The organism is Commensalibacter sp. M0268, from assembly GCF_016101925.1.
GTDB lineage: Bacteria > Pseudomonadota > Alphaproteobacteria > Acetobacterales > Acetobacteraceae > Commensalibacter > Commensalibacter melissae.
This window is the reverse complement of sequence record NZ_JACFPQ010000001.1, coordinates 475746-491775: the sequence shown is the minus strand read 5'-3', so window position 1 is coordinate 491775 and position 16030 is coordinate 475746. Positions and strand designations below refer to the sequence as shown.

The following is a 16030-nucleotide window of genomic DNA, read 5'->3' as shown; positions in this document are numbered from 1 at the left end:
TTGCTTACGGTAAATAGATAACTCTAATACCAGTAATCGTATGCTTCGATCTTACAAAGGCTTGAGATTAGCTGCAGCAGCTTTACCTCTTTCTGTTACAATATCATAGCTTACACGCTGATTTTCCTTCAAATCACGAAGTCCAGCAGCCTGAACAGCTGTAATATGCACAAAAACGTCCTTGCCACCTTCTTCAGGGACAATAAAACCAAATCCTTTTGTAGGATTAAACCATTTCACGGTTCCAGTATACATTATAACCGCGCATCCTTATCATATATAGAATATCAAGCCTTGAAACATAGACCTGATATAGAGTTAAAATCAAAACGAATAAATCGTTTACCTATTCAGAAAGAAAACTTTCATGGGACTATTTGACACATAAAATAAATAAACTGTCAATATAATTATTATTTATTAAATAAAAAAAACATATATATTGTAAATTTAATATAAAATATAAATAAATTTTTAGTATTTATTAAAATTTTAAAATATTTATTTATTATTTAGAATAAAACACTTAAAAAATATATCGTAACATTTCATTTACAATATTATTCAAGACTATTTAATATGGTTAATTTAACAATTACTACTTTATAATTGTGATCAAATATTCACATATATAAAAAGGTTACTGCCATTATTGACAGTAACCTTTCAGAATAAGATAATTATTTAGTTATTATCTTTTGTGCAATAAGGGAGAAATTAGAAATCCATTCCACCCATACCGCCCATGCCACCCATACCTGCAGGCATTTCAGGAGCTTTTTTCTCTGGACGTTCTGCAACCATCGCTTCAGTTGTAATCAACAGACCGGCTACAGAAGCCGCATCTTGTAAAGCGCTACGAACAACCTTTGTCGGATCAATAATACCGGCCTGAACGAGATCTTTATATTCTCCAACCTGAGCATCAAAACCGAAATTATATGAGTCATTTTCAAGAACTTTACCAGCGATAACCGCACCGTCTTCACCAGCATTTTCAACAATTTGGCGTAATGGGGTTTGCAATGCCTTGCGAACAATATCAACACCAACACGTTGATCATCATTTTCGTGAGTATGATTGGAAAGTCTTAAAGATGCACGTGCCAATGCGGTACCACCACCTGGAACAATACCTTCTTCAACTGCTGCACGAGTTGCATGAAGAGCATCATCCACACGATCACGACGTTCCTTAACTTCCACCTCTGTAGATCCACCAACGCGGATAACAGCAACACCACCTGCTAATTTAGCAAGACGTTCCTGTAATTTCTCACGATCGTAATCTGAGGTTGTCTCTTCAATCTGAGCACGGATTTGGTTACAACGTCCCTTGATTTGATCAACGTCACCAGTACCTTCAACGATTGTTGTATTTTCCTTATCGATATGAACTTTTTTAGCGTTACCAAGCATTTTAATTGTAACGTTTTCAAGTTTAATGCCGATATCTTCACTTACAACCTGACCACCGGTTAAAATGGCAATATCTTCAAGCATTGCCTTACGACGATCACCAAAACCAGGCGCTTTCACAGCAGCAATTTTTAAGCCACCACGCAACTTGTTAACAACCAAGGTTGCCAATGCCTCACCATCAACATCTTCAGCAATAATCAACAACGGACGACCGCTTTGAACAACACTTTCCAACAAAGGCAACATTGGCTGTAAAGATGAAAGCTTCTTTTCATGGATCAAGATTAAAGGATTATCAAGATCAGCGGTCATTTTTTCTGCGTTTGTAACGAAATATGGAGAAATATAACCACGATCAAATTGCATTCCCTCAACAACGTCGAGTTCTGTTTGCAACCCTTTGGCTTCCTCAACAGTGATAACGCCCTCTTTGCCAACTTTTTCCATGGCTTTGCTGATCATATCACCAATTTCTTTTTCACCATTTGCAGAAATGGTTCCAACCTGAGCAATTTCGGATTGGGTAGAAATTTTCTTTGTTTTTGCCTTCAATTCTTCAACAACGATTGAAACCGCCTTATCAATCCCGCGTTTCAGATCCATAGGATTCATACCGGCAGCAACCGATTTTAACCCCTCACGAACAATCGCTTGAGCTAAAACTGTGGCGGTTGTTGTTCCGTCACCGGCAACATCATTGGTTTTTGAAGCAACCTCGCGAACCATTTGGGCGCCCATATTCTCAAACTTGTCAGCAAGCTCGATTTCTTTTGCAACAGATACACCGTCCTTGGTAATACGGGGTGCACCAAAGCTTTTATCAAGAACAACGTTACGTCCTTTTGGACCCAAGGTTACCTTAACTGCATCTGCCAGAATATCAACGCCACGTAACATACGTTGACGTGCATCAGCACCAAATCTTACATCTTTGGCTGCCATAATCTTAATCTCCTACAAGAAATTCTTTAAAAAAAGTCAAAATCAAAAGCTGGTGAAAAATTGCGGATTAACCTACAATTCCCATAATATCGCTTTCTTTCATAATCAAAAGCTCTTCGCCATTTAATTTGACTTCGGTCCCAGACCATTTACCGAATAAAACTTTATCACCTTTTTTAACATCCAGAGGAACAATTTGTCCCTGCTCATTACGAGCTCCCGGACCTACGGCAATGACTTCGCCTTCTTGAGGTTTTTCTTTTGCTGTGTCTGGAATGATAATTCCACCGACAGTTTTTTCTTCACTGTTTAGCCGACGAACGACTACACGGTCATGTAATGGACGAAAATTCGTCATTTGGATCGCTCCATAATTTCTATATAATGCCCTTAATCAAAGCAGCATTATGGGTTTTAACTACGCGCGTTTTTGCCGCGTTACTCCAAATATTACAGTGGCATTATTGCCACTTATATTTGGTTTTAAGGTAACCATAATCATGTACAATGTCAACTAAATTTAATTCCTATGCACAGATATAAGTTACTTAAATTTTATCGATTGATTTATTGTGTATAATTACAATATATTTTAAAGAATAATACTTATTAAGTAAGTTGCTTACAAAAGATTTTATCACATAACATAACGTGCTTTCAGACTTAAATCTCTTTTTCCGTAACCTCATATCGTCTTATGAATGCTAAAAATAAAAAAAATCTTCTTTTGAAAATTGGTCAGGAATTTTTTGCAAGCCAAGGTTTTACAAATGTTGGTTTAGCTGAAATTCTCAAACAAGCAAATATTCCCAAAGGCTCATTCTATTATTATTTCAATTCCAAGGAAGATTACGGCGTTCAGGTCATTGATCACTATATTGACAATTATATAATGGCTCTTCAGTCCTTACTTAAGTCTTCTTCACTTTCAGGAAAAGATCGTCTACTTAAATATTGGGAAAAATGGCAATTTTCACAATGCGACAATAATTTTGAGGGACATTGTCTTATCGTTAAATTAAGTTCTGAGGTGACGGATTATTCCGAACCGATGCGTAAGGCATTCTGTAGAGGAACCGACCGGATATTATCTCTTATCGCACAAATTATTGCCATAGGCCAAAAAGATAATTCCATTCACAATCAGGCTGACAATTTTTTTATAGCTCAACAACTATATCAACAATGGTTGGGGGCAAGTTTAATGGTGAAAATACAAAAACGGTCTACAGCATTTACTATTGCTCTCCATTTCACAAACTTTCTTCTTGACAATAATATTTAATTTTTCATAGATTAATAGACGACCGGTCTACTATTTTTTTGAAAATATAATTATTAGTGAGGTTTACCACTATGCCTATCCTATTTGATCCCATTCAGTTGGGCGCAATAAAAGCTTCCAACCGTATCATCATGGCTCCTATGTCACGTTCAAGAGCGACCAAAGATCACATTCCCACCCCTATGATGATTGAATATTATCGTCAAAGGGCAACAGCTGGTTTGATTATTTCCGAGGGTACAGGAATTTCACAAGAGGGAATGGGATTTCCCTATGCTCCTGGTATATGGAATAAGGAACAGGTTGAAGCTTGGAAACCCATAACCCGGGCTGTTCATGATGAAGGCGGTAAAATTATTTGCCAATTGTGGCATATGGGACGCACAGTGCATTCTTCATTTTATCCATCCCCAATTTCTGCATCAGCAACCACAGCGCCAGGTCATGCACATACTTATGATGGGAAGAAACCCTATGTTCAGGCAAGGGCTTTACCTGTTGATGAAATTCCAAGAATACTCAATGATTATGCCAAAGCGGCACAAAATGCGATGAACTCTGGTTTTGATGGTGTCCAGATTCATGCCGCAAATGGCTACCTGATTGATGAATTTTTACGTGACAGCAGTAATTTCCGTCAAGATGAATATGGCGGTTCAATTGAAAATCGCCTACGTCTACTAATCGAGATTACGCAAAGGGTTTGCCATGAGGTGGGTTCAGATCGAACATCTGTGCGTCTTTCTCCAAATGAACGTGTACAGGGTGTATTTGACAGCAATGCCAAAAGCCTTTTTATCGCTGCCAGCCAAGCATTGAGTAGAGAAAAAATTAATTTCCTGGAAGTCAGGGAACCACAAATCGGCAATAAAGATAATTATGTGGAAAAAGATTTGACAGATGCTGATTATCATCCACCGATTTTTCCTTCTATGCGGGAAAATTTCAAGGGTAATTTCGTTATTAATGGAACGTATAACGGTCAACTGGCCCAAAAAATTGTTAAAGCGGGACAAGCCGATGCAGTTTCTTTTGGTCGTCCTTTTATTTCCAATCCGGATTTGGTCGAAAAAATTAAAACGGGCAAACCCTTTGTCCCACATGATTCGTCCATTTGGTATACTCAGGATGAAAAAGGCTATATTGACTTCAAGTAAAAAAATGAATGAATAGCCTTCCCGTATCTTTAATGATAATATCATTATGTTCATTTGCTTACGTCAATAGATAAAACTGACTTAACATGATAATAACATTGGAAAAATTAAATGGTTACTTTATTTGACTCTATTCAATTGGGCGCAATAAAAGCATCTAACCGTATCATCATGGCACCCTTAACCCGGGGACGGGCCACAAAGGATCATATTCCAACTTCTTTAATGATTGAATATTATCGTCAAAGAGCCTCTGCAGGTCTGATCATTTCAGAAGGAACAGGAATTTCACAAGAGGGGTTGGGATGGGCATATGCTCCAGGCATATGGAATAAACAGCAAGTTGAGGCATGGAAACCTGTAACCCAGGCTGTTCATGATGAGGGGGGGCATATTATTTGTCAGTTATGGCATATGGGTCGAACCGTGCATCCATCATTTTATCCTTCTCCTATTTCCGCATCAGCAACAACAGCTCCAAGATATGCACATACATATGAAGGAAAAAAGCCGTATGAAAAAGCACGTGCATTACCCAAAGAGGAAATTCCCCGATTAATCAATGATTATATAAAAGCTGCAAATCATGCCATGGAAGCGGGATTTGACGGTGTACAAATTCATGCCGCCAATGGATATTTGATTGATGAATTTTTAAGAGACAATTGCAATTTTAGAACGGATGAGTACGGCGGAAGTATTGAAAATAGAATCAGGCTACTAATTGAAATAACACATAATGTCTGCAAAACAGTGGGATCAGACAGAACATCAGTTAGACTTTCACCAAATGAGGAAATTCAAGGCGTTCATGACAGTAATCCCGAACCATTATTTATCGCCGCCTCAAAGGCTTTAAGTAAAGAAAATATTAATTTTTTGGAAGTGAGGGAACCACGACCAGGTGAAGACAATTTTGTCATGTCAACACTTACAGATCAGGATTTCTACCCCCCCATCGCTCCCGCAATGAGGAAAAATTTTAAGGGAAATTTTGTCATTAATGGCTCCTATAATGGGCACTCTGCTCAAAAAATTATCAAGAACAATGAGGCGGATGCCGTTTCATTCGGCCGACCATTTATTTCCAATCCCGACCTTGTTCACAAAATTAAAAATGATATCCCCCTAAAACCATCTGATAGCAAAACCTGGTTCAGTCAGGGAAAAGAAGGTTATACGGATTATCCCGTTGCAAAATAATCCAAGCTCTACTCTGGTTTATAAAAATTGATCAGAGTAGATTCAAAAATGAAATTATAAAACCCGACCAGCAATCGTTTTTAAACGTTCAACCAAAACAGGATCACGTTTTTCCGGTGCCGTTATCAATGCATAATCCAGGGCATGTTTACATTGACATTCACTGTTTCCCTGAGGTCTTTTCCCTAAAGCTGGAATAAATTTCTCAACCAAAGAGCTAGCATGTCTGGCATTTTGCTTCAGTATTCTGACAACAGCTTCAACGCTAACCGCATCATGTTCCTCATGCCAACAATCATAATCGGTAACCATAGCAATTGTCGCATAACAGATTTCTGCCTCTCGCGCCAAAGCTGCCTCTGGCATATTGGTCATACCAATAACAGACGCACCCCATGAACGATAAAGCTGACTTTCCGCCCGTGTTGAAAACTGGGGACCTTCCATAACAAGATAGGTTCCCCCCTTGACAACTTTGATTTCTAATTGTTTTGCCTGTTCATACAGCATCTGACTCAATTTAGGACAAAATGGATCAGCCAGAGATACATGGGCAACCAATCCCTTTTCAAAAAAACTTTTGGTTCGTAAACGTGAACGGTCAATTAATTGATCCACCACAACAAATGTACCTGGGGACAATTCCTCTTTCAGGGAACCGACAGCAGAAACAGAAACAAGATCCGTAACACCTAGTTTTTTCATCGCTGCAATATTCGCCCGATAATTCACATCTGTTGGGGAATATACATGGCCCCGACCATGCCTCGGTAAGAATACACAGGAAACACCATCAAGTGTACCTTTTAATAACTGATCGGATGGCTTTCCCCAGGGCGTATCAACTTCCACCCACTGTTGATCACTCAAACCTGAAATATTATATAATCCCGAACCACCGATAACCCCAATGACTGGCTTATCATGAGTATGATTATTTATTGACATTTGACCACACTTTACGATTAATAAGAAATACAAGAATAACGATAAAAATCATATAAAGAAAAAGCATTATTCCCATACGATGACGTTCTGTCAAATGGGGGTGTACAACCCAATTCAGAAAAATGACAACATCTCTTGCTTGTTGTTCAACAGTTGCTGACGTGCCATCTTCATAATGAATACCTCCATCAGTCAAAGGAGGTTTCATTCCTATCTGGTGATGCGGTGCATAAAGATTATAATATGAGGCTTTATTGTCAAAATGAAAACCTGATGGTGCAGTTTCATAACCCAATAATAGAGCCATCACATAATCGGCCCCGTTTTTTCTGATCATCATGTAACGTGAAAAATCCGGCGGTATTTTACCGTTATTGGCTGTTTTCGCAATATTATCATTAAAGTACGGTTTTTTTAAATAATCAGTTACATTGGCTGGACGGTAATAATCCTGCCCTTGATTATCCTTGCCATCCATGACCTGATCCCTATGGGCAATTTTATCAATATGCTCAAGAGTCAATCCCATTTGCTGCAAATCAGCATAACGCATCACATTGATGGAGTGACATGAAGCACATTTTTGTCTATAAACCTGATAACCCCTTTGCACACTCGCATTGTCAAAATATCCTAATGAACCTTTAAAGCTCCACTCATAATGCGGTATAATAATTTCATGATTTTTAATTAATTGATTTTTATCCGCTGCCCAGATTGTCATCATTGCCGTTATAAAAATCAGGATATTTAAGAAAAAACCTAGAACAATCTTCTTAACCATGCCCATAAATCGCGTCCTATTTATTATCACATAATGAAGAATCATGTAATTTACATCGAATTTCAAAACGGGCCGATAAGGGTAAAATCACTAAAAAATGGCAATAATAATACAATAATGAAAGACGTCCCATCCATATAAGTGAGTTAAATGTATGAAATTTTCCTACAATACCCAACATTACAAAAGCAATAACCAAAATAATCAATGATATACGGTAAATAGGTCTGTATCGTGCCGATTTAACAGGTGATGAGTCCAGCCACGGAACCAAGAATAGAAGAAAAATCGTTCCTGCTGATAAAGCCATTCCCCCAAATTTATATGGTATTATTTGTAAAATTCCGTAAAAAGGTAAGAAATACCATTCTGGAGCAATGGACGCTGGAGTTTCCAGTGGATTGGCTGGAATATAATTTTCACTATTCGTCAACAACCCTGGTTCAAAAAAAATCAAAATAACCATTATTAATCCGGAAACGCCTAGAACCAGTCCATCTTTTGCCACAAAATAAGGAAAGAAAGGAAGAACATTCTTTTTTGATGTAATATCGATTCCTTCAGGATTATTGGATTTTACATGATGCATGCAAATGACATGAAGAAAAACGATAAAACAGATTACAAACGCCATAACTAAATGAATTGTATAGTAACGATGTAATGTCAGTGCGTTTGGTATTTCTCCACCCATCAACCAACCGGACAAATTTTGTCCTATAATTGGAATGGATGAAATCGCTTGAATAACTACATTAGCAGCCCAGTAAGACATTTGCCCCCATGGCAATATATATCCAGCAAAAGCCGTTATCATTACAGAAACTGTCAAAATCATCCCCGAACACCAGACCAGCTCTCTTGGTGATTTATAAGAACCGTAATATAATCCCCTAAACAAATGCAAATATAGAAAAGCCAGAAACAAATTTGATCCTGCCATATGAATGGATCTAATTAACCAGCCACTTGGCACCCTTCTTTCAATCATCTCTATTGATAGAAAAGCATGATAAGGCAAAGCTGTATAATATAAAGTTAAAAAAATCCCTGTCAGTAACATCAAGAATAAAATAACAGTTAAGACAGCACCAAATGTCCACCAAATATTCAAATTTTTAGGCATTGGAAACTGAATGTATTCTTTCTGAATCACCGAAAAAAAGGGAAAACGTTTGTCCAGCCATAATTTAAAAGACTGTTTGTTCCTAACAGTTTTTTTTCTTTGCCCATTCTGGGATAAATTCAGATCACCCATGCCATTAACTTACTCAATAAAAAGCATACAAATTCTAAAATATTATAAATAATATAATAAATAACAATTTCGCCTTTATATTGCTACAATTCCATGTAAAATAAAACCAGTCATGTTTTTTATTAATGATTTACTTGTTTTTTCCTCTTAAAAAAATAATTTTCTATAAAGCAATCCTTCATGTCTTTATCGATATCCAGACGACATCTACTTAAATTTTTATCTCTGACAGGTATGACAACAGCTCTACCCTCATTGCCTATTAAAGCTAATGAAGTTTTATCAACGGTTGACCCTACTAAAGATGGTAAAGATGATTATTCACTTATCGTGGGTGGTACAAAAGAAAGTCGAATAGGTCAATTTTCCAGCACACTAGCAGATTTATTTAAACAGAATATCGAGAGTAACCCTTTGTTATCTCTGCAATTCACAACTGGTTATGATAGTGTAACAGCATCAAATTTATTCGATACAAGATTAACCCAAGACGGCTCGATCGCATTGATAACTTCTGGATCTGCCATTATCGCAGCCTTGGCCGCTGATCCGCGTGTTCATTTTGATTATCAACATTGGATACCTGTATTTTCAACCATCACTCCAATTATTGTCATATCGAGACAACCTTTTCACAACTCTATTCCTGATCTTTTAAAGAATAGAACAATGAAAGTTGGAGTCTCCACCCTTATTGGAAAAGAACTTCCAACATTATTGGGAATTGAACTTTTACAAATCAGTACTAAACCCGTAATCGGAATTACAACGTTATCAACTGGAATTGAAGCATTACGTAACCGAACAATAGATATATTACAGATAGATTCCCCTGAGGGGTTTGCAGAACTGCCAAAATTGTTGGCCGAGGGATTTCATATCTTTTTTTCATTTGATCAGGAATCCTCTTATAGCCCTTCTTTTTCCAGTCTCTACACGAAATTGCCCCATTATCGCACAGGCAACACATTATTTGAAATATGGCAAACCCTTGCCCTTGCAGCCAGAATTAATTTTGCCGTTTTCTTGCCCATGCTGACCCCTTCAGCGCTTGTTACAAAATGGCGTTTGAATTTCGAAAAAATCACTGATAATCCTTATTTTCAATCAATTGTACATGCCAACAATATTGTCACTCAAAATAGTTTAAAAACAATTGATAATTTTTCAAAATTGATCCCCTCTGCTACAGCAACTTTGGCATTGAGACGCTGGTTGTCATTGAAAATTTCCCAATGGGAAAATTGAAAAAAATTCTAACGCCTTTTTTTCAGTAGAATTCTAACCGCTCCATTATTCGTGGCAGACACATAGGAAGTTGCAAGTATCATTGAATGTATATAAGGACGATTTAACCAATGAGGTAATTCTCTTTTGAGTATACCACCACCTTGGGATAGATTCCCAACACCTGTTATAATTTCGATACATCTTATTTGTTGTCTATAGGCATTTAAAATAAAATTTTCCAAGGCTAAAAATGCATGATGTGCTGTAAAACCGTGTAAATCTAATCTCCATTGCGATTTTAACTCGCTATTTTGAAACTTCTTCCAGGTATTTTTATCCAGTCCGGATTGTTTCTGTCCAATTGCCATGAAAGAATCATTTTTATTATCTAATTGCTTCTTATGAGCTTTAAAAAGTTTATAATGCTGTATGAACAAGGAATTTTCATTCAGCACTATTTTCTTAATATTGTTCGTCTGTTTGAAATTATTTTTATTCGTTTGTTTTTGAGACATGAAAAATGAATCAAGATCATTTTTTATATATATTAAATTATCCCGTTTTACAGATTTTTTAATTGAATATGTAAAATTATCCCATAATATTCGTTCATCTTTACTAAGTTGTCTTTTTTTCAAAATAATCCTCTTTCATTTACCCTTATCTTATCACAACAAAAAAACCTTTCACCCGTTTTAACAGGTGAAAGGTTAAACAAATAAACTAGCTTGAAATTATGGATTCATTTTATCAATGGCTTGACCTTGATATTTTCCTGTTAATGATTTCAGGAATTCTACAATATCATCAACATCCTGATCTGGAATTTGATGATCAGGAGTTTGATATTTAACCATTTCAATTACAGCCTCTTTTAGGGTTTTCGCACTGCCATCATGAAAATAAGGCGTGGTCAAGGCAATATTACGTAATAAGGGAATCTTAAAGAAAAAACGATCATTTTGATCATGTGTAAAGTTAAATCGGCCAAAATCCGCATTTGTCAAGGCTTTGTTTAGACGATCCTGGAAAAAATCACGTTGCAGTCCCATTTTGGCAAAAGATGCTCCACCAACACCGACTCCATTATGGCAACTTGCGCAACCGATATTCTTAAATACTTGATATCCATGTTTAGCCCGTTCACTAATCGCACTATCTATCCCCTTCAAATACATATCAAAGGGACTGTCTGGCGTAATCAAGGTTTTTTCATATTCTGCAATCGCTTCTGTTATTGTTTTCTGGTCAATTACGGGGCTGTTATAGACATTCATGAAATCTTTTTCATATGAAGGGTCTTTACGTAATTTGTCAGCAACTTCCTCCCATTTTTTTGATCCCATTTCAATCGGGTTCATTACGGGCCCTGCAGCCTGTGCCATCAGATCGCTGGCTCTTCCGTCCCAAAACTGGGTGTGATTGAATACAGAATTATATACGGTGGGTACATTGATAGGACCTTTTTGACCATTAATCCCGGTTGCTGTTACAAGATTATCCACCCCACCCTTTTTCAGATCATGGCATGAAGCACAGGTAAGAGTATTGTCACCAGACAAACGTTTTTCGAAAAACAGTTTTTCTCCCAGGGCAACCTTTTTGGCATCGACCTCTAAAGATTCAGGAATAGGTTGAATGGGTTCATCAGCAAATTGTTCTGCAACACCTGATGTTGCGTAACTTTGTCTACGTTCACGCTTGATCCATTTAATCACGGTATCCCGTTGCTCAGCTGAAAGTCGTGCATGCCAGTGCATTAACAAATACAGTGATGGCGGCATTAGATTTCGTTGCATTACGAATTCTATACGAGACAGGGAAACATTATCAACTGGCTCGCCTTTATTCATCGAATCAAGAACGGGTTCAAGATGAAAATTTTCCAGTCCCTTTGTGCGATCACTTTGCATCAACTGATTTGCCACAGGTATCTTGAAATAGAAAGGCATATCCACTTTTTGCGTATGACAGTAATCACAACGGGCTTCCCTTAAAACATTAAAAGCATCCATCGCCATTTTATCGTGACGCAATGGTGAACTATCTGACAAACTAGGAGCTGTAGAATGATCATAACGGGTTAAATACGTAACAACCCCTCCATAAACGATGGCAAAAACCACCAGAAACATTAAAATAAGTTTTTTCATCCACTATTTTCCAAACAATACATAACCTAGAATTTTTATAAATCTTTAGAATTTCAAAAAAAATATCAAGTTTTGAATTAATAATAAATCAGAATTCATCTTTTATTTGGTCAATACCGCTTTTTCCAACCTTTCTTTGGCAATTTTTACATAATTTTTATCAATATCCATTCCTATGGCCCTTCCCCCTTCATAATGGGCTGCCAATAAAGTAGTTCCCGTACCCATAAACGGATCCACTACAACTGGATTTTTTCTTCCATGCAACCTTAGACACATTTGGGGCAACGCAATTGGAAAAGTTCCAGGATGATTGAATTTTTCCGATTTTTTTCTAATCGTGTCATAGGGAATAAACCATACATCACCTCGACAACGTAAATCATACGTATGAGATCGTCTAGCAATATTGGATTTATCCTTATATGGAACCCCTACATTGAGACGATTTAACTGTACGATCCCAGTTTTCGTCAAATGGAATATATATTCATGATTGCGATGCAGAAATCGTTTGCTGACTACAGGTTTGAAATGACCGTAACTTTCCTCGCCAATTGAAATAGACTTCACCCATTCTATGTGATTTTGCAATATGAAAATTTTTCTCAATCGGACAATCAGTTCAAATGGCAACCAAGGATTTGATGATGATCCGGCAATATTCAAAAAAAACGAAGCATCATCCTTCATGACTCTTTTAATTTCAAAACAGATTTTTTCAAGCCAATCGAGATATTCTGCCTCTCCCTTTTTATCCTGATAAGCGCTATAGACTATACCAAGATTATATGGGGGAGAGGTAATAAAAACATCTACGGAACGGTCTTTCATTTTTTGCAAAACCGTTAAACAATCCCCCCTAATAATAGTATGCCTATCAACCCTGAAGCTATATGGACGTAATAAAAGTTCCTGTTTTATTTGAACTTTGGTCTTTTTACGTAAAGACACCTAAAATCTCACTTGATTATCGCTTCACTGATACAGGAACTGACTGATTGGAATGGGAAAACTGACGGGGCAACAAAAGATATATCTTTCCTTTTTCATTCATCAACCCCGCATACCATTCAGCGGTCTTACCCCATCCGGTGAATAGGTCCAGCCGGTTCATTCCATGAATATCCCCGCCCAAGTCATGGGCAAAGACCATATGTTTCCATGACCTTTTATCCTGATGTCCAGGTTCAGGCATTAGGGTTTCAATCCATAAAGGACTACCCAACGGTATCCATTTTTTATCAACAGCAGCAGATCGACCTGCACTTAAACTAACATTAAAAGCACCTTTTGGTCCTTCATCAAGAATTTGATTATTTAAAATTTTAAAGAAAACGTAATTTTTATTTTCTTCCATCAGGGAGAGTGCTTGATCAGGATGGTTGAATAACCACGTCCTCAATGAATAAATATTGATTGCATCAGAATTCATATATCCTTTGTCAATAAGGATTTTTCCTAATGGTGTATAGGGTTGTCCATTCTTGCCGGCATAAGCCAGACGTAAAATTTTACCGTCCGGTAACAAAATCCGGCCTGATCCTTGAATTTGCATAAAAAACAGATCTGCCGAATTTTTTAACCATACAATTTCAAGATTTTTATCGTTTAATGCCCCTCTGTCAATTTCAGCACGTGTGTAGTAGGGAATAAATTGATTATTCTGCATGTGACCATACTGAATTTGACCATCAACAGTTTTACGCGCTTTCAGATCGTTGGGACGTGTATATACAGGTACTTGATAATTGCCTGTTTTTACAGTTGACCCTTCAATTTCTGGTTCATAATATCCTGTCACCTTTCCTTTTTGAATTCTATAGGAATATTGATAGGGTTGCAGCCATTGTTCAAAAAAGTTTTTCACTTGTAGAGGTTGTTTGATATCAATCTGTTCCGCAGCAATACAAACTGGAATCCAATCCTTAGCCTGATTTCCTGGCAAACCGCTAACTCCCCCTAGATAAGTGGTAGATGGCAATTTTCTTATCTGCCTACAGGTTTGACGAAAAACTGTCAAAATTTGTAAGTGGTTTTCCTGATTCCATCCTTGTAATACCTGATAGGAAACCGGATAGTATTCTGACAGTTTTTCCTGACCTTCCTGTACACAAGCGGTCAGACATATCCCAAGGGATATCGATATTGCACGAACAAAGCGTTTCATAACAAGCCTATTAAATTCAAGTTCCTGTACGAGTAGATTTTAAACGCCAGGAAATATCCTGACCATTCATTCCTAATACACGTTCAAATAACCAGAAATCAATAAATTCCGTCACAGATTCCGTACCAACTACAGGTTCTTTCTTTTTATCAAATATACAATTCAGTTGATCGGAAATGATCTTAACCTCAATCAATGCTTTTTTAGGATCAACTTCAGATTTAATCTCAGCTTTTGTTATAGCGATCGAACAAATTGCTTTAATTTCAATTTTTTGAATTTCGTGTGCCTCTTGACGTTTTTTAATGGCCCTTTCAAATGAAGAATAGGCATCTGATGTCAACATTGACCCAAGACTATTTAAGTCTGCATTAGCAAATGCAGTTAGAATTTTACGAAATACTATTTCAGTGCCTGCTACAAATTTTTGCGGAACAAAAGTTGAATCGAGCGCGCTAATATTTTGTAAAGTCTGTCCTAATTCACTATTGGCAGCCGGTATTTCATAATTAACCTTGGGTACAGGTGCTACTGCTGGCTGTACGGGTTTATTTTTTGTATTTGATAAAAAAGCTGGTGCTTTAACTGTCAAGGAAATGGCTTCGTGTTTCTCAAATCCAGTTTTTTTCCCTAATACGCTTCGCAAACGGAGAATCAGAAAAATCGCTATCAAGGAAAATATTATAATATCTATGGGAATATCACCTACAGAAAAATCCATCTTTTAACCTGTTAACTTGAACCTATATTGAAGTTATTTACTATATTCTTTTATGATCATTTAAAACATTAAAAACAAATTATTTTATTTAATTATTTCAATTTTTAAACTGCCTCTTGTTTTTTTACTATAAGTTTAATTAGTATAAATCGTTTTATTTAATGATAAAATTTATGTTATATGAAAATTTAAAAATTTTTAAATTAAGAATATATAGAGAATATAATGACTGACTCAACAAATACGGTATCGAGCAATCAAACAGAAGGAACACCCCCTTCCCTTCCATTAACCCTTAATATCCAGTTTACAAAAGATCTTTCATTTGAAGTCCCTCACGGAGCTGCCATTTTCGCAAGTTTGCAAGAGGCTCCTCAAATATCGGTTTCAATTGACACAAATGCCAACCGATTAAATGAAAACGGAGTTTATGAGGTCAGTTTAAAAATTAAAATTGACGCTGTAGAGGCACAAAAACAAAATGAAGGTACCAGTCGCACAATTTTTATTGCGGAACTTATCTACTGTGCTGTTGTAACCCTGAATAATCCGCCAGAAGAATTGATTGAACCCATTCTTCTTGTCGAAGTTCCGCGTTTGATTTTCCCTTATGCACGAAATATTATAAGTGAAGTTACACGAGATGGAGGGTTTCCACCCGTTGTTCTACAACCCATAGATTTTGTTTCTTTATGGCAAAATAAACAACAACAGGCAGCCCAAACACATACCGAGGCAGGTCATGCATAATTTTGAG

At 36.9% G+C, this 16030-nt stretch carries 16 protein-coding genes; 5 read left to right on the top strand and 11 right to left on the bottom strand.

Annotated elements, in window-relative coordinates:
• Positions 1-51: 51 nt before the first annotated feature.
• From H3R28_RS02185 to groES, 3 genes are all read right to left on the bottom strand, one after another.
• Positions 52-255, bottom strand: coding sequence for a cold-shock protein (locus tag H3R28_RS02185; protein ID WP_110438195.1), 204 nt, complete (start codon positions 253-255; stop codon positions 52-54).
• Positions 256-717: 462 nt separating this feature from the next.
• A complete protein-coding gene (gene groL, locus H3R28_RS02180; protein WP_110438196.1) occupies positions 718-2364 on the bottom strand; it encodes a chaperonin GroEL in 1647 nt (548 codons plus the stop codon).
• Between the two features lie 67 nt (positions 2365-2431).
• On the bottom strand, positions 2432-2722 hold the full coding sequence (gene groES / locus H3R28_RS02175) for a co-chaperone GroES (protein ID WP_110438197.1): 291 nt from the start codon (positions 2720-2722) through the stop codon (positions 2432-2434).
• Positions 2723-3061: 339 nt separating this feature from the next.
• Here groES and H3R28_RS02170 point away from each other — a divergent pair, with 339 nt between their 5' ends.
• The 3 genes from H3R28_RS02170 to H3R28_RS02160 all read left to right on the top strand — a co-directional run bounded on the left by H3R28_RS02170 (position 3062) and on the right by H3R28_RS02160 (position 6009).
• A complete protein-coding gene (locus H3R28_RS02170) occupies positions 3062-3649 on the top strand; it encodes a TetR/AcrR family transcriptional regulator (protein ID WP_122123737.1) in 588 nt (195 codons plus the stop codon).
• Between the two features lie 71 nt (positions 3650-3720).
• Positions 3721-4806: an alkene reductase gene (locus H3R28_RS02165; protein WP_198209045.1), complete on the top strand. Its 1086-nt coding sequence runs from the start codon at positions 3721-3723 to the stop codon at positions 4804-4806.
• 111 nt (positions 4807-4917) lie between these two features.
• The gene (locus H3R28_RS02160; protein WP_122123739.1) at positions 4918-6009 is read left to right on the top strand and encodes an alkene reductase; all 1092 of its coding nucleotides are present in this window, start codon (positions 4918-4920) and stop codon (positions 6007-6009) included.
• Positions 6010-6063: 54 nt separating this feature from the next.
• On the opposite strand, the gene H3R28_RS02155 is transcribed toward H3R28_RS02160, so the two are convergent.
• Genes H3R28_RS02155 through H3R28_RS02145 form a run of 3 tightly spaced genes read right to left on the bottom strand, consistent with a single transcriptional unit; the run spans position 6064 to position 8999 of the window.
• Entirely contained in the window at positions 6064-6957 is an 894-nt protein-coding gene (locus tag H3R28_RS02155) for an S-methyl-5'-thioadenosine phosphorylase (RefSeq protein WP_198209046.1), read from the bottom strand.
• On the bottom strand, positions 6944-7741 hold the full coding sequence (locus H3R28_RS02150) for a cytochrome c1 (protein ID WP_198209047.1): 798 nt from the start codon (positions 7739-7741) through the stop codon (positions 6944-6946). The genes H3R28_RS02155 and H3R28_RS02150 overlap by 14 nt, the downstream gene beginning before the upstream one ends.
• A 16-nt stretch (positions 7742-7757) precedes the next feature.
• Positions 7758-8999 (bottom strand): cytochrome b N-terminal domain-containing protein, encoded by a 1242-nt coding sequence (locus H3R28_RS02145; RefSeq protein ID WP_155569370.1) that lies wholly within the window; start codon positions 8997-8999, stop codon positions 7758-7760.
• A gap of 180 nt (positions 9000-9179) precedes the next feature.
• Here H3R28_RS02145 and H3R28_RS02140 point away from each other — a divergent pair, with 180 nt between their 5' ends.
• Entirely contained in the window at positions 9180-10247 is a 1068-nt protein-coding gene (locus H3R28_RS02140) for a hypothetical protein (protein WP_110438204.1), read from the top strand.
• 8 nt (positions 10248-10255) lie between these two features.
• Here H3R28_RS02140 and H3R28_RS02135 read toward each other — a convergent pair whose 3' ends face one another.
• The 5 genes from H3R28_RS02135 to H3R28_RS02115 all read right to left on the bottom strand — a co-directional run bounded on the left by H3R28_RS02135 (position 10256) and on the right by H3R28_RS02115 (position 15273).
• Positions 10256-10597: a Smr/MutS family protein gene (locus H3R28_RS02135; RefSeq protein ID WP_198209048.1), complete on the bottom strand. Its 342-nt coding sequence runs from the start codon at positions 10595-10597 to the stop codon at positions 10256-10258.
• A 366-nt stretch (positions 10598-10963) separates the two neighbouring features.
• Positions 10964-12382 (bottom strand): cytochrome-c peroxidase, encoded by a 1419-nt coding sequence (locus H3R28_RS02130; protein ID WP_198209049.1) that lies wholly within the window; start codon positions 12380-12382, stop codon positions 10964-10966.
• 102 nt (positions 12383-12484) lie between these two features.
• The gene (locus H3R28_RS02125) at positions 12485-13306 is read right to left on the bottom strand and encodes a site-specific DNA-methyltransferase (protein WP_347400635.1); all 822 of its coding nucleotides are present in this window, start codon (positions 13304-13306) and stop codon (positions 12485-12487) included.
• A 46-nt stretch (positions 13307-13352) separates the two neighbouring features.
• Positions 13353-14552, bottom strand: a complete 1200-nt coding sequence (locus H3R28_RS02120; RefSeq protein WP_198209050.1) for a murein transglycosylase A — start codon at positions 14550-14552, stop codon at positions 13353-13355.
• 16 nt (positions 14553-14568) lie between these two features.
• Positions 14569-15273 (bottom strand): Tim44/TimA family putative adaptor protein, encoded by a 705-nt coding sequence (locus H3R28_RS02115; protein WP_198209052.1) that lies wholly within the window; start codon positions 15271-15273, stop codon positions 14569-14571.
• A 225-nt stretch (positions 15274-15498) separates the two neighbouring features.
• Here H3R28_RS02115 and secB point away from each other — a divergent pair, with 225 nt between their 5' ends.
• Positions 15499-16023: a protein-export chaperone SecB gene (gene secB, locus H3R28_RS02110; RefSeq protein WP_122123748.1), complete on the top strand. Its 525-nt coding sequence runs from the start codon at positions 15499-15501 to the stop codon at positions 16021-16023.
• Positions 16024-16030: the final 7 nt, after the last annotated feature.

Excerpts from the sequence above, each read along its gene's own strand:
- H3R28_RS02185 (WP_110438195.1), bottom strand. The coding sequence starts at position 255 with ATGTATACTGGAACCGTGAAATGGTTTAATCCTACAAAAGGATTTGGT.
- groL (WP_110438196.1), bottom strand. The coding sequence starts at position 2,364 with ATGGCAGCCAAAGATGTAAGATTTGGTGCTGATGCACGTCAACGTATG.
- groES (WP_110438197.1), bottom strand. The coding sequence starts at position 2,722 with ATGACGAATTTTCGTCCATTACATGACCGTGTAGTCGTTCGTCGGCTA.
- H3R28_RS02170 (WP_122123737.1), top strand. The coding sequence starts at position 3,062 with ATGAATGCTAAAAATAAAAAAAATCTTCTTTTGAAAATTGGTCAGGAA.
- H3R28_RS02165 (WP_198209045.1), top strand. The coding sequence starts at position 3,721 with ATGCCTATCCTATTTGATCCCATTCAGTTGGGCGCAATAAAAGCTTCC.
- H3R28_RS02160 (WP_122123739.1), top strand. The coding sequence starts at position 4,918 with ATGGTTACTTTATTTGACTCTATTCAATTGGGCGCAATAAAAGCATCT.
- H3R28_RS02155 (WP_198209046.1), bottom strand. The coding sequence starts at position 6,957 with ATGTCAATAAATAATCATACTCATGATAAGCCAGTCATTGGGGTTATC.
- H3R28_RS02150 (WP_198209047.1), bottom strand. The coding sequence starts at position 7,741 with ATGGTTAAGAAGATTGTTCTAGGTTTTTTCTTAAATATCCTGATTTTT.
- H3R28_RS02145 (WP_155569370.1), bottom strand. The coding sequence starts at position 8,999 with ATGGGTGATCTGAATTTATCCCAGAATGGGCAAAGAAAAAAAACTGTT.
- H3R28_RS02140 (WP_110438204.1), top strand. The coding sequence starts at position 9,180 with ATGTCTTTATCGATATCCAGACGACATCTACTTAAATTTTTATCTCTG.
- H3R28_RS02135 (WP_198209048.1), bottom strand. The coding sequence starts at position 10,597 with ATGGCAATTGGACAGAAACAATCCGGACTGGATAAAAATACCTGGAAG.
- H3R28_RS02130 (WP_198209049.1), bottom strand. The coding sequence starts at position 12,382 with ATGAAAAAACTTATTTTAATGTTTCTGGTGGTTTTTGCCATCGTTTAT.
- H3R28_RS02120 (WP_198209050.1), bottom strand. The coding sequence starts at position 14,552 with ATGAAACGCTTTGTTCGTGCAATATCGATATCCCTTGGGATATGTCTG.
- H3R28_RS02115 (WP_198209052.1), bottom strand. The coding sequence starts at position 15,273 with ATGGATTTTTCTGTAGGTGATATTCCCATAGATATTATAATATTTTCC.
- secB (WP_122123748.1), top strand. The coding sequence starts at position 15,499 with ATGACTGACTCAACAAATACGGTATCGAGCAATCAAACAGAAGGAACA.